This is a genomic window from Pedobacter sp., assembly GCF_031119335.1.
Classification (GTDB): Bacteria; Bacteroidota; Bacteroidia; order Sphingobacteriales; family Sphingobacteriaceae; genus Pedobacter.
Window position 1 is genome coordinate 1 of the sequence record NZ_JAVHXT010000019.1, and the last position, 13,275, is coordinate 13,275.

Sequence of the window (13,275 nt, forward strand, 5' to 3'; positions counted from 1 at the left end):
ATCACTAACTTGATATAATACTAAGGAAGAATTATCCATACACTCAATTAAGTTTTAGCGTTGCCGCCATTTGCTTTTTCAATATGTAAGCTTTCAGTTTTAAACTATCTGCTTGTTGCCCAAACTTAGCAATTAAATAATCTTTATTACTCGCATCTATAATTAAATTAGAAAATTGGATCTCATTTCTCAGTTGAGGAAGTCTTTGTTTTGGACTTTTGTGCATCCAGATGAAATCAAATTTGTGTTTTTGAGCTAGCTTTTTATAATCGAATTTTTCATCTATTAATAAGAATTGTCTGCCATTGTAATTGATTTGATGATTGTTTTTTATCAGGTTTTTAGATTGAAATTCATCTTCCCATTTCAAAAAATGGATGTTTTTTACTTGTTTTTGGTCTAACGCGGGTTTCACGAAAAACTCGAAATTTCTATCATTTTCCGCTAAATCAGTAAAAAGGATACTTTCATTTCCATTAATAAAGGCAGCGGCAAAATTTTTTCTTAAGCTAAACAGTACTAATTCTTCTTGCTCTAGTGAAGTAATCTTTTGATATGCAAAGGAAAGTTGAAGGATCAATAAAGTTGCCAATCCGCCATAGATGTACTTCTTTTTAAAATGAACCAGACCAATAGTTAGACAAATCATGAACAAGCAGAAAAGTAAAAGTTGCCACTTGTTTAACCATATTTCGGTAATTCCTGCATAAGGTAACTCTGAGATCCATTTTAAACCAGTGTTGGTGAAAGTAATTAACCACTCAAAAACTGGTGCTACTAAATATACTCTCAGTAGCAAAATTGCAATCCCCATGTACATCAAAAAAGTTATGGGTAGGAGAATAAACAAGTTACTGATGATAAAATAAACTGGAAATTGATGGAAATAGTAAATACTCAATGGGAGCGTAGCTAGTTGTGCGGCTAAACTCATCGCCACAGCCGACCACAACTTATCGGCCCATTTATTTTTGAAATACCACCATTTGTAAATTTTAGGTTGATAGTAAACCAATCCAAGAACAGCTAAAAATGAAAGTTGAAAACCTACATCCCAAATCAAAAATGGATCATATAATGTGAGTAACCCAAATGCTGTGAAGGCTAAAATATTATAGCTGTTGCTACTTCGTTGGAATTGTTTGGCTAGTATGAAAGCAGTTAGCATTATGGCCGATCTTAAAACTGATGGCGAAAATCCAGTTAGTAGTGAATAGTACCAAATTAGCGAACAAATTAGTGCGACTTTGAAAATACGTCCTGCTTTTTTTCTATCTAAAAAGCCTAACAACCAATTGAGCATGATATAGATAATACCAACGTGCATTCCTGAAACTGATAAGGCGTGGATAGTTCCAGTTTTACTGTAGGCGGCAAGCGTTTCTTTGCTTAAATCGGCTCTGTAGCCTAAAATTAAGGTAGAGGCAACGGCGAAGGCTTCATCATCTTTAATGAGTTTTCTATAGATATCTACCTGACGTTTTCGAACTTCTAAAGCGTATTTGATGATTGGATTTCCCTTGTTTTTACCAAGTTTTACCAATTGTTCTTGCCTAATAAAAGTTTGATGATAGATGTTCTTAGCAGCTAGCCAAGCTTTAAAATCAAATTCTGCCGGATTGTATGGAGGTTCAACTGGAAGATACTCTGCCGTAATTAACAATTCATCTCCATAATTTAGTTTTATAGGAGAGAGGCTATCTAATTTTAAGGCAATCATTAAATTACCTGAACAATTTTCAGGTTTTTGGTTCAAATAACCGTTAGTAACAACTACTTCAAACCGTATGATGTCGTTGGTTTGTTGAGGTTCGTCATTTACGTAAACCTTTAATTGGTCGTATTGCTTCTTTGCGAAGTAATTGCTGTGCAAAAAGTCGGTATGGAATAAACTGATGAAAACACCAGTGGTAAAGTATAGCAAGTAATAAAGTGTACCAATTGACTTTTTATAGTTCCAAGCTTTTAGCTTTTTGTAAAAAGTATTGATAAAAGCGCTAAGAGCAAGAAGTAGTGCTAAAACGAAATAGAGTACTCTTAATAGTTGTTCGTTTTGAAAATAGTAACCTACAATAATGCCGCATATTAACGGCAAAAGCATCTTTACAAATACTATTTCCGCTTTGAATATCAAATTTGTTGGTTAATCGTTCAAACTGTTTAATTGTTGATGGTTTATAGTTAATAGCTATGATTTTAATAGTTGATAGACTACGGTTTTATGTATGATGGTTTTAAGGCTGTCGGCTATAGGCTATGAGCCATAAACTATAAACTATAAACTATCCCTAACTCCTCAACTAAAACTGATACCTCAATTGCACTCTCATTTCAGATTTCATTCTGCCTTTAATTTCATCAAGTCCAGAGCCTACAGTTGGGTCAGCATCTTCTACATTATCATAGTTGTAAAGGGCATAACGGCCCCAAACATCCAATCTTTTCGCCAATCTGTATTTTAAGTTCGCATAGCCTCTTAAGCCTTTTCCGTTATATAAACCAAAGGTGAAATTATATAACACATCATCTTCGTAAGCATAAATTCTACTGTCGTAAGATGCGGTATTGAAATAAGCAACCCTAATATTACCTGTTAACCTAGAAGATAGTGGATTATAACTGACATCCTGATAAGCCAAATAACCAAACTCAGAATTACCAGTACCTTTTTTAAACTGTACTACTTCTACACGATTTTGGAAACCGAAGGACTTACCTAATGCCCACTTTACTTCTGCACGATAGTTCTCTCGCTTTACATCGTCTAAATAGTTGAATGGTACTACTTCGGCAGTGTTTTGCTGTTTCACTTCCGATTTAAAGCGCAAAATAGCTCTGAAGGTTTTGGTAGGAGAGTAAGTCACCTGACCTAAAAACTCATAACCATCAGATGGGGCATCTACCCTAAAACGTAACCAAGGATATTTGAAATAATCGCCGTACAACTGAATGCTCCAAACTTTTGAAGGATTGATGTTCAAACCTGCATAAAATCCTTTTTCATTGATGGCTTCGCTAGCTTCGGCTGTTGCTTGATTAAAAAAGTTATGGTAGTTTTTTTGATAGTTTCTATGCAATACAACCGCCGAAACAGTAGATGATAAACTTACTAAAGCACCATTTACGTAGGCCAAACCTGCATCTAATGATTTACCGAACTCACCAAAGAAATAGAAGTTTTTGTAGGTATAACTGTAATGCGCACCAACATTGGTCAGCTCTTTTCCTGCAAAGTTAAATTGTTGGTACAAACTAGAACCTGGAACAAACAACCTATTAAATGAGGTGTGATAAGCTACTGCGCCAATACTTAAACCAGTTACTCTGTATTGCAAAACACCACCGTAAACAATCTGTTCGGTACTGTTTTTATTCCTAATTTCGTTTTGTGTACGATGCAGACCTGTTTCGTTAATAGTGCTTACCGTTCTTTCACCATCGGCATTGGTACTTAACGAAGCATCAAGTTTTCTGTGTGAGAAGAAGGGTGAAAAATCTAAGTTTTTAGCTATTTCGACTGTTGCTGCAGCACCACGTAAAAATGCGAATTCATTGGCTGAAGTGTATGGTCTTAAGCCAACATCACGCTTAGCCACACCTGTTACGTCTGGCGATTTACCAAACGCAAAACCCGACCAAAGTGTTAATGCCTGCCCAAACTGCATGGTATAATCGCCCAATACAATTTTCTTAAACCTGCCAGTGTTTAATATGGCTACGTGCCCCGACATAAAATCCGTATAGTTAGATGGAAAGAAGTAAGATGCAGGTTTTGGATTTTTAAATAAATATTCGCCAGCATCTTTTTCCATTACCAAAGAAGCCGATACACGGTTAGAGTAAGTGTAGCGATATCTCAATAAATATCTATCTGGTGTACCCAAGTATCTGCTGCCTGGCAAATCGGTATAACCTCTAGATTTTTCAATTACCCGTCCGTAGCGTAGCATGAGGTCGTTATTGCCATACTTTGCCATGTTGGCTAGTGTAATTTTGTCTGAAATGGATGATTGGTCTAAAGTAACAAAAGGCAATAAGCGTTGTATACTTGTCAGGTCAAACTCAGGGATACTTTGTAGCTCTAGCAAATCTATTAGTTTCCCATTTTTTCTAATGTGCTCAAATAAATTACTGATTTGCAACGGAGACAGAAATACCAAAGTTTTAAGTTCTTCGGCGGTAGTATTGTTAAGGTTAATTGGATGTCGGCGATAATAGGTCAAGCGATCTTGCAACTCAGAAAGATCATAATCTTCAGGCAAATTTTCCGCAATACTCTCAATCAAATCTTTAATTAATTGATCTTCTTGTGTTTGAGCCTTTGCTGCAAAACCAATCAGCAAAAAAGCTGCTAATATGAACAGTTTAAAACGCATAAGAAAGACCAATTTGAGGGGTATAACCAATTTGCGGATGGCTTTCGACAGCAACATCCATTATTAATTTTTGATAGTTGAGGCCCATACCTACGTATTGTTTAAATGGTTTGGCACTCAATCCGCCACGAAAACTTAACATTTCGTGAAATTTATAATCTGCACCTACAAGTACGTCAAACTTTCTTTCAAAATCTTTTGAAATGGTAGTGGCTATAATCACTTTATTAGATGGAATATAAGTAGCTCCAAAATGCACAGCGGTAGGAATGTAGGTTTCTACATTGGTAGATTTATATTCTTGTGAGGATGGGTTGTTAACGTACAAGCCCAATCCAATTTGTTTGCTCAGTGCATAATTTACCCCAGCATCTACAGAAAAAGTGGTAGCATTGCCGTAATTGGTAATTTTAATTTGATGAATGTTTGCTTTAACTCCGATGGATAATTCCTCTCCAAATTTCTTCGCCAAACCAAACCCAGCTTTAATTTCGCTAAACTCGCTAATACCGTAGCGGTTAATGCTCACACCTGCAAAATTGTTGTTGAACGGAAGTACAAAAGCAAAGCTCTGTTCCGCTAGTTCACTTCCAAATAGGTAGCGGGCATAATTTAAAGCTGCCGTTGGTGTTTTTTGTCCGGTTATTCCTGCAGGATTGGCATTTAAACTCCAAGTATCGAATACTGCGGCACTGGCATTGCCCATAGCAGTTAGTCTAGCGCCCTGATTGTACTGGGCAAAGGCTTCGCTAACAAATAAGGAAAATATTGATAATAGTAAAATTTTGCGCATAGGCTGTTTGGTAATGCCAATTTAGGAAATAATGTTTGAATGATAAATGTGTAAGGAAGAAAATAGCTAAAATGAGTAAGTTAAGTTTAATTGACGCATTTTAATCGATTAAACGGTAAACTATAAATCTAGATTTCGTCATTAAGTCTCAACAGAAATCCTTTTAAACGTTCTAGTGAATCGATAATTTTTTGGTTCTCCTTTACTTCGCCGCTATTGCTTTTCATGTGCTCTTTCGCACCTTTCAAAGTAAAACCTTTATCATCCACCAAGTGAAAAATAATCTTTAGGTTTTCGATATCCTCAGGAGTAAAAAGACGATTTCCTTTTTTGTTTTTCTTCGGTTTAAGTACTTCAAATTCCTTCTCGTAAAACCTAATTTGCGAAGCATTTACTTCGAACATTTCGGTTACTTCGCCCATGGTATAATACATTTTATTGATTTCTCTTTCTTTGTATGGCATGTTTGCTGCTGATTATTAAACGATTATAGAATTTACTTAAAGTGTTCAAATGTAAATTGATTTTAGCAGAAAACCACAATAAAATTATAATTTTGTTGCGAAATTGTGATTAACCACAAAGAAACAAAAGAACACAAAAGTTGATGGTATTGAATTGATAGTTTGCTAACGTTCCAACTTTTCAATATTTCAACATTATAACATACCAAATGACAGCGAAAGAAATAAGACAGACCTTTTTAGAGTTTTTCAAAAGCAAGCAACATCATATTGTGCCCTCGGCGCCAATTGTGGTTAAAAACGACCCTACATTGATGTTTACCAATGCCGGAATGAACCAATTTAAAGACTTGTTTTTAGGAGAAGCCGCTGTAAAATATCCTCGTGTGGTTGATACGCAGCGTTGTTTACGTGTTTCTGGCAAGCACAATGATTTGGAAGAAGTAGGTATCGATACCTATCACCATACGATGTTTGAAATGTTGGGCAACTGGAGCTTTGGCGATTATTTCAAAAAAGAAGCAATTGCGTGGAGTTGGGAACTATTAACGGAAGTTTATAAGATACCAAAAGACCAGTTGTATGTTTCGGTTTTTGAGGGCGATGAAAAAGAAGGCTTACCGATGGACACCGAAGCATTTGAACTTTGGAAACAATTTGTTCCCGAAGAACGCATTGTTCTAGGTAATAAGAAAGATAATTTTTGGGAAATGGGCGATACAGGTCCTTGTGGTCCTTGTTCAGAAATTCATGTAGATTGTAGAACTGCTGAAGAGCGTGCAGATGGCAAGGGGAAATCTTTGGTAAATGCCGACCATCCTCAAGTAATCGAGATTTGGAACAACGTATTTATGCAGTTTAACCGTTTAAAAGATGGTTCATTAAAACCACTTCCGGCTAAACACGTAGATACAGGGATGGGTTTTGAGCGTTTGGTGCGTGTGTTACAAGGCAAAACTTCTAATTATGATACTGATGTTTTTACGCCGTTAATAAATTTTATTGCAGAAAAATCTGGATTTGAATATGTAGGTAGTGCCGAACCTGGAGAAAAAGGTTGGAACGAAGCTGTGGCAATGCGTGTAATGGCAGATCATATTCGTGCTATTTCCTTTGTAATTGCCGACGGTCAGTTGCCTTCAAATAACAAAGCTGGTTATGTAATCCGTCGTATTTTACGTAGAGCAGTACGTTATGCTTATACTTTCTTGAATTTAAAGGAACCGTTTTTAAATCAATTGGTACCAGTATTGGCAGAACAGTTTAATGGTGTGTTCGATGAGTTGTATTTACAGAAAGACTTTGTACAAAAGGTAGTTTTAGAAGAGGAAGTTTCTTTCTTGAGAACTTTGGCTACAGGTATTCAGCGTTTCGAGAAATACGATGGTGGTAAAATTATCGATGGAAATTTCGCTTTCGAATTATATGATACTTTTGGGTTCCCGATAGATTTAACTGATTTAATGGCTCGCGAAAAGGGCTTATCGGTTGATATGGAAGGCTTTAATAAAGCGTTAGAAGAACAAAAAAATCGTTCTCGTGCGGCAACGGCTATAGATACAGGCGATTGGGTAATTGTTAACGACGACAGAGAAACTGAATTTGTAGGTTACGATTTAACCGAGACAGAAACTGAAATCATCAAATACAGAAAAGTTACAGCCAAAGGTAAAGAGCAATATCAAATTGTATTGGCTCAAACGCCTTTCTATGCAGAAAGTGGTGGTCAGGTTGGCGATACGGGTAGATTAGAAGATCATAGTCGTCAATTTTGGGTAGAAATTACCGACACTAAAAAAGAAAACGGTGTAATTGTACACTTCACAGATACTTTGCCCGCAGATTTAGAAGGAAAGTTCTGGGCAGTAATTGATGAAGACAAACGTAAAGCTTCAGAAAATAACCACTCGGCTACACACTTGTTACATGCTGCAATGAAGCAAGTTTTAGGTACTCACGTTAATCAAAAAGGTAGTTTGGTAAATTCAGATTACTTACGTTTCGATTTTTCGCACTTTGCCAAAGTAACTGATGATGAACTGAACCAAATTGAAGACATTGTTAATGCAAAAATTAGAGAGAATATTCCTTTAAAAGAACAGAGAAACGTAGCTTATCAAGAAGCAATTGATAGTGGCGTAACAGCTTTGTTTGGTGAGAAATATGGCGATTTTGTTCGTGTAATAACTTTTGACGACCATTTCTCGAAAGAGCTTTGCGGTGGTACTCACGTAAAAGCTACAGGTCAGATTGGTTTCTTTAAATTAACTTCTGAAAGTGCCGTTGCTGCTGGTGTGCGTAGGATAGAAGCAATTACCGGCGAACGTTCTGCAGCTGTTATTCGTGAACATTTCGATTTGGTGAAGAACTTAACTGCTTTGTTGAACAACCCGAAAGATTTCGTTTCTGCACTTGGTAAGATTATCGACGATAACAGTGCGCTTAAAAAAGAGATTGAAAAAAGCATTACCGAAAGGGCAGTAGCTTTAAGAACTGATTTAGAAAAGCAAATGCAAAATATTGATGGTGTGAATTTTATCGCTACCACAGTAGATTTGCCAAACGCTGATGCAGTGAAAACTCTTGCTTATGCAGTTAAAGGTGCTGTACAGAATTTGTTCCTAGTTTTAGGTGTAGTAATAGATGGTAAACCTCAACTTACCGTAGCTATTGATGATGAATTGGTAAAAGAAAAAGGCTACAACGCTGGACAGATTGTAAGGGAGCTAGCTAAGGAAATTCAAGGCGGGGGCGGTGGCCAGCCTTTCTATGCAACTGCTGGCGGTAAAGATGCAAGCGGAATGAGCAGAGCGATTGAAAAAGCAATATCATTTTTAAAGTAAATAATTAACAACCTATGAAAAAAATTGCAACATTTTTGAGTTTATGCTTAACTGCATCAGTTGGTTACGCACAAACTTCTGAGCAAAAAAAAGATTTTGAGAACGGTAAGAATGAAATTAAGATTAACTTATTTTCGTCAGTTTTCGCTTTGCCAGAGCTTAATTACGAACGCCTGTTAGAAGATAACATGAGCGTAGGCTTAGCGCTGGGATTTGGGATTGGCAACGAAGATGATTTTTCTGAATATAGACTTTTAGCCATTCCTCATTACAGGGTGTATTTTGGTAAGAAAAATTGCTCCGGTTTTTTTATAGAAGGTAATGCAGCTCTAGCAAATGTTCGCGAAGAACGTTACGGGTATTATTACGATACGAATTATGGATATGTGACTGTAGGCAATGGTAACACAACTAAATTCAATTTTGGACTGGGTGCTGCAGTGGGCGCTAAATTTCTGACACGTAACGGATTTGTTGGAGAGGTTTACGGAGGTGTAGGGAGGTTTTTGGGCGGCAATCGTAGCATCGAAGCTTATCCAAGAGTGGGTATTACAATCGGTAAAAGATTTTAAAACAAAAACCCCCAGTCTAAAATGGACTGGGGGTTTTGTTTTTAATGTCTACCTCTATCTTTTCCTTTATGATGGCCTTTGCCTTTGTGCCATCCTTTATGTTTGCCGTTGTCGTGTCTATGTTTTTCTACGTATCGGGTCTGATAAACATTGTGTCTTAAATACGGGCGAGCTTCATTAATTACAACTTTTCTGCCTTTATGTAGGTTATAGCCACGGTAGGCTCTCGGTAACGAAGTTCTATGTACCCATCTGTTTCCTTCGTAATAAACGTATCGTCTAGACGGCACATGGTAGTAAGTGCGGATATCGGGCATGTAATAATACTCTACATAGTCGTAACCCCGAGGCCCCCAATTGGGTTGTGCACCAATATTGATATTTAAACTAACTTGAGCGTTGGCTGTTTGCAATGTCGCTGCTACTATAGCAACCGTAAACATCAGGATTAATCGTTTCATAATTTAAGTGTTTTGTGTGTGTGTTAAAACCTATACGAATACCGTGCCATCAACAATTTCAATTTTTCTCTGTTACATAATTGATACATTACTCTAATTAAGCCAGCCATAACACTTGCGCTGCGAGTGTAGGTCAAGTACCATGACTAAAAGCATTATTTGTAAGTATATTATCCCTATATTTGGATAGTTTTAAACAACATTCCGAATAGTAAATTCGATTAATGAGTACAACAACTATCGCAAAAGATACCAGCAGTTTCGAGCTTGTTTCAGGTTTAGAGATACATGTTCAGTTAAATACACAATCTAAAATATTCTGTTCAGACAGTGCCGCATTTGGTGCCGGTCCAAACGAACATATTTCTACCGTTTCTTTAGGTTTGCCAGGAGCTTTGCCTAAACTAAATAAAGAGGTAATTGAAAAAGCTATGCGCATTGGTTTAGCATTAAACTGCGAAATCAACCAATACAATTTCTTCGATAGAAAGAATTATTTCTATGCAGACTTACCAAAGGGATATCAGATTACGCAAGACAACAGCCCCATTTGCAAAAACGGTTATCTAAATGTGCGTTTAAGTGATGGTATCGAAAAACGAATTGGCATTAACCGTATCCACTTAGAGGAAGATGCAGGCAAAAGCATGCACGATCAGGACGCTAATTATTCATTTGTAGATTTAAATCGTGCTGGTGTGCCTTTAATCGAGATTGTAACCGAACCAGATATCAGAAGCTCGGAAGAAGCCGCTGCATTGTTAACTGAAATTAGGCAATTGGTTCGCTTCCTCAATGTAAGCGATGGCAATATGGAAGAGGGTTCTTTACGCTGCGATGCCAATATTTCTATCCGAGAAAAAGGAACTACGGCTTACGGTACCAGATGCGAAGTAAAGAATGTTAACTCTATTCGTAATGTGCGCAGAGCGATGGATTTTGAGTTTGGTAGACAGGTAGAAGTGATTACTGGCGGAGGTAAAATCATCCAAAGTACTTTAAACTTCGATGCTGATAAAGGCACTACTTCGCCAATGCGTAGCAAAGAAGAGGCGAACGACTATCGCTACTTTCCAGATCCAGATTTGCCGCCAGTGGTAATTTCTGATGAATGGTTGGCTACTGTAAAATCGGCTATGCCAACTTTGCCGAAAGAACTTGCCCAGAATTTAATTACAGAGTTAGGTATCAGTCTTTCTGAGGCAGCTGTTTTAGCTGATGATAAAGATTTATATCAATATTATACTGAAGCCGTAACCCAGGTGAACCATAAAAAGAGCTTGGTGAATTGGTTGTTAGGTAACATTAGGGCCATATTGAACGAAAAGCAAATTGAAATTAGTAAGTATGCTGTAAGTCCGGGTCAATTGGCACAAACCATCAATTTGGTAGATGAAAAGAAAGTTTCGCAGCAAATTGCTATTCAAACGTTATTACCAGCGTTAGAAACCAATCAAAATGTTAAAGCAGAAGAGCTTGCTAAGCAGCTTAACCTGTTAATTGTAGAAGATGTTGATGCTATCGATGGTTTTATAGATGAGGTGTTAGCTAAATATCAACCGCAGGTAGAAGCATACAAAAAAGGAAAGAAAGGCGTTTTAGGTTTGTTTGTTGGCGATGTAATGAAGCTAGCCAAAGGTAAAGCCGATGCAAAAAAAATAAACGAATTGATTTTAAAAAGGTTGGAGGTTTAAAGGTAGAGGGCAGAAGGCTTGTCTCAAATCTCAATACTCATATCTGGATACTAAAAATGAAAAAAATAGCAGTAATTATATTGGTCGCCATCAGTGCATTAACAGCTTGTAAAGATAAATCTAGGTTTACCATTAGCGGAAAGCTGACCAATGCCGAGGTGAAAAACAAAGTTTACTTATACGGAATGGCTAGTAACACGATGGTGCTGTTAGATTCTACAAATTTATCCGCCAAAGGTGAGTTTAAATTCACGAACACCAAACCCGAAGCTGATTTCTTTAGGGTAAATTATTTGGCCAACGAGTATATTGTAATTGCTAAAAATGGTGACGAGGTAGAAATTACTGCAGACGTAAACGACAAAAACCAAAACTATACAATAGATGGTGCAGATGATGCGGCGAAACTTGCCGAATTCAATGCGCTTAAGGTGAAACATCAGCAAAAAATATTCGAGGTGAGCCAGCAATTCGAACAGCAAGTGTCTGCGCAGCCAGATAAAAGAGATGATCTTCTGCAAAAATTAACACCAGTTTATAATAACGCACTTAACGAATTAAATCAAGCCATCATTAAGTTTGCGATGGAAAACAATAAGTCGTTGGTAAGTTTTTACGCCATTAGCTTGGTAAATCCGGTAGGGAATGAAAAAGCAATGGTAGATTATGCTGAGAAAGTAGATGCGAGCTTGAGAAACCATTCGGCAGTAAAGAATTTCGTAGAGAAGGTACAAAGATTAAAAGCGGTACAAGTTGGACAAGTAGCGCCCGAGTTTACTATTCCTAGTATTGATGGTAAGCAGGTTAAGCTAAGCGATTATCGTGGTAAATATGTTTTGTTAGACTTTTGGGCTTCGTGGTGTGGGCCGTGTAGACAAGAAAATCCGAATGTGGTTAAAGCTTATCAAACGTATAGAAACAGAAATTTTACAGTTTTGGGTATCTCGTTAGACAAGGATAAAAACGCCTGGATGCAAGCTATTAAGCAAGATAACCTTACATGGGATCAGGTTGGAGAATTGAAAGATTTTGAAGGAGATGTGGTTAGGTTGTATCAGGTTGAAGCTATTCCTAGTTCGTTTTTGTTGGATCCGCAAGGTAAAATCATTGCAAGAGATTTGAGAGGCGAACAGTTGGATGAGTTCTTAAACAAAACCTTACCTCAACTCTAATTCTATGTTAATACACCATGTAGTCTTAACAATTTGTTAACTTAGGTTTAACTAAATGTTGCAATTGTATACTTACTTTCGTAACAAATAAAACAGCGAATGAGTACAGCTAAACAGAAGATTTTAATTGTTGATGACGAACCCGATATTCTCGAACTAATTGAGTATAACCTTAAAAAAGAGGGCTATCAGGTGTTTTTGGCTAGTAATGGCCAAGATGGAATTAACGTAGCTAAAAAGGTTCAGCCAGATTTGATCATCTTAGATATTATGATGCCTAAGATGGATGGTATTGAAGCTTGCCGTTTGATGAGAGCTATTCCAGAGTTTAAAAATACCTTTATGGTTTTTTTAACTGCTAGAAGCGAAGAGTATTCGGAAATTGCGGGTTTTAACGTTGGCGCAGATGATTATATTGCCAAGCCTATTAAGCCTAGAGCTTTGGTAAGCCGTATCAATGCCATTTTGCGTCGTAATGTAAGCAGCGATGATATTTCGGAAAATAAATTGGAAATTGGAGATTTGGTAATTGATCGCGAATCTTATCTGGTTTATCAAAGTGGTGAAAAAGTGGTTTTAGCGAAGAAAGAGTTTGAATTACTTTATTTATTGGCATCCAAGCCTGGTAAAGTTTATACCCGTGAAGCAATCTTGAAAAACATTTGGGAAGATTCGGTGGTGGTAACCAACAGAACTATAGATGTTCATATCAGAAAACTGAGAGAGAAACTTGGAGAAAATTATGTATCAACCGTAAAAGGTGTTGGATACAAGTTTGAACTTTCTTAAGATATTGATCCCGATGTAAAACCATCGGGATTTTTTTTGACTTACGAAGTTTTCAAAAACTTTGTAACTTGTACTATCTGTGTTGTCCCGTCATTTCGACTGAAGCGCAGC

The 13,275-nt window shown here is 37.1% G+C and carries 10 protein-coding genes; 5 read left to right on the forward strand and 5 right to left on the reverse strand.

Going from position 1 to position 13,275, the window contains the following annotated elements:
* Window positions 1–43: 43 nt before the first annotated feature.
* The 4 genes from REI64_RS16565 to REI64_RS16580 all read right to left on the reverse strand — a co-directional run bounded on the left by REI64_RS16565 (window position 44) and on the right by REI64_RS16580 (window position 5,633).
* A complete protein-coding gene (locus REI64_RS16565) occupies window positions 44–2,101 on the reverse strand; it encodes a ComEC/Rec2 family competence protein (protein WP_308851262.1) in 2,058 nt (685 codons plus the stop codon).
* 199 nt (window positions 2,102–2,300) lie between these two features.
* A complete protein-coding gene (locus REI64_RS16570) occupies window positions 2,301–4,376 on the reverse strand; it encodes a helix-hairpin-helix domain-containing protein (protein ID WP_308851263.1) in 2,076 nt (691 codons plus the stop codon).
* Window positions 4,366–5,169: a hypothetical protein gene (locus REI64_RS16575; RefSeq protein ID WP_308851264.1), complete on the reverse strand. Its 804-nt coding sequence runs from the start codon at window positions 5,167–5,169 to the stop codon at window positions 4,366–4,368. Before REI64_RS16575 ends, REI64_RS16570 begins: the two co-directional genes overlap by 11 nt.
* 128 nt (window positions 5,170–5,297) lie before the next feature.
* Window positions 5,298–5,633, reverse strand: coding sequence for a MerR family transcriptional regulator (locus tag REI64_RS16580; RefSeq protein WP_308851265.1), 336 nt, complete (start codon window positions 5,631–5,633; stop codon window positions 5,298–5,300).
* A 209-nt stretch (window positions 5,634–5,842) separates the two neighbouring features.
* On the opposite strand from REI64_RS16580, the gene alaS reads away from it, so the two are divergent.
* A complete protein-coding gene (alaS, locus tag REI64_RS16585; RefSeq protein WP_308851266.1) occupies window positions 5,843–8,476 on the forward strand; it encodes an alanine--tRNA ligase in 2,634 nt (877 codons plus the stop codon).
* Between the two features lie 14 nt (window positions 8,477–8,490).
* Complete coding sequence (locus tag REI64_RS16590) at window positions 8,491–9,048, forward strand: hypothetical protein (protein WP_308851267.1); 558 nt, start codon at window positions 8,491–8,493, stop codon at window positions 9,046–9,048.
* A 41-nt stretch (window positions 9,049–9,089) separates the two neighbouring features.
* Here REI64_RS16590 and REI64_RS16595 read toward each other — a convergent pair whose 3' ends face one another.
* Window positions 9,090–9,509: a hypothetical protein gene (locus REI64_RS16595; protein ID WP_308851268.1), complete on the reverse strand. Its 420-nt coding sequence runs from the start codon at window positions 9,507–9,509 to the stop codon at window positions 9,090–9,092.
* A 224-nt stretch (window positions 9,510–9,733) separates the two neighbouring features.
* Here REI64_RS16595 and gatB point away from each other — a divergent pair, with 224 nt between their 5' ends.
* The 3 genes from gatB (at window position 9,734) to REI64_RS16610 (ending at window position 13,164) form a co-directional block, all read left to right on the forward strand.
* Window positions 9,734–11,203 carry an Asp-tRNA(Asn)/Glu-tRNA(Gln) amidotransferase subunit GatB gene (gene gatB / locus REI64_RS16600; RefSeq protein ID WP_308851269.1) on the forward strand — a complete coding sequence of 490 codons (1,470 nt, stop codon included), beginning with the start codon at window positions 9,734–9,736 and terminating at the stop codon, window positions 11,201–11,203.
* 56 nt (window positions 11,204–11,259) lie between these two features.
* Window positions 11,260–12,375: a TlpA disulfide reductase family protein gene (locus REI64_RS16605; protein WP_308851270.1), complete on the forward strand. Its 1,116-nt coding sequence runs from the start codon at window positions 11,260–11,262 to the stop codon at window positions 12,373–12,375.
* Window positions 12,376–12,474: 99 nt separating this feature from the next.
* Window positions 12,475–13,164, forward strand: a complete 690-nt coding sequence (locus tag REI64_RS16610; RefSeq protein WP_308851271.1) for a response regulator transcription factor — start codon at window positions 12,475–12,477, stop codon at window positions 13,162–13,164.
* Window positions 13,165–13,275: the final 111 nt, after the last annotated feature.

What these genes read in the sequence shown, in the direction of transcription:
- REI64_RS16565 (WP_308851262.1), bottom strand. Translation starts at nt 2,101, where the DNA reads ATGCTTTTGCCGTTAATATGCGGCATTATTGTAGGTTACTATTTTCAA.
- REI64_RS16570 (WP_308851263.1), bottom strand. Translation starts at nt 4,376, where the DNA reads ATGCGTTTTAAACTGTTCATATTAGCAGCTTTTTTGCTGATTGGTTTT.
- REI64_RS16575 (WP_308851264.1), bottom strand. Translation starts at nt 5,169, where the DNA reads ATGCGCAAAATTTTACTATTATCAATATTTTCCTTATTTGTTAGCGAA.
- REI64_RS16580 (WP_308851265.1), bottom strand. Translation starts at nt 5,633, where the DNA reads ATGCCATACAAAGAAAGAGAAATCAATAAAATGTATTATACCATGGGC.
- alaS (WP_308851266.1), top strand. Translation starts at nt 5,843, where the DNA reads ATGACAGCGAAAGAAATAAGACAGACCTTTTTAGAGTTTTTCAAAAGC.
- REI64_RS16590 (WP_308851267.1), top strand. Translation starts at nt 8,491, where the DNA reads ATGAAAAAAATTGCAACATTTTTGAGTTTATGCTTAACTGCATCAGTT.
- REI64_RS16595 (WP_308851268.1), bottom strand. Translation starts at nt 9,509, where the DNA reads ATGAAACGATTAATCCTGATGTTTACGGTTGCTATAGTAGCAGCGACA.
- gatB (WP_308851269.1), top strand. Translation starts at nt 9,734, where the DNA reads ATGAGTACAACAACTATCGCAAAAGATACCAGCAGTTTCGAGCTTGTT.
- REI64_RS16605 (WP_308851270.1), top strand. Translation starts at nt 11,260, where the DNA reads ATGAAAAAAATAGCAGTAATTATATTGGTCGCCATCAGTGCATTAACA.
- REI64_RS16610 (WP_308851271.1), top strand. Translation starts at nt 12,475, where the DNA reads ATGAGTACAGCTAAACAGAAGATTTTAATTGTTGATGACGAACCCGAT.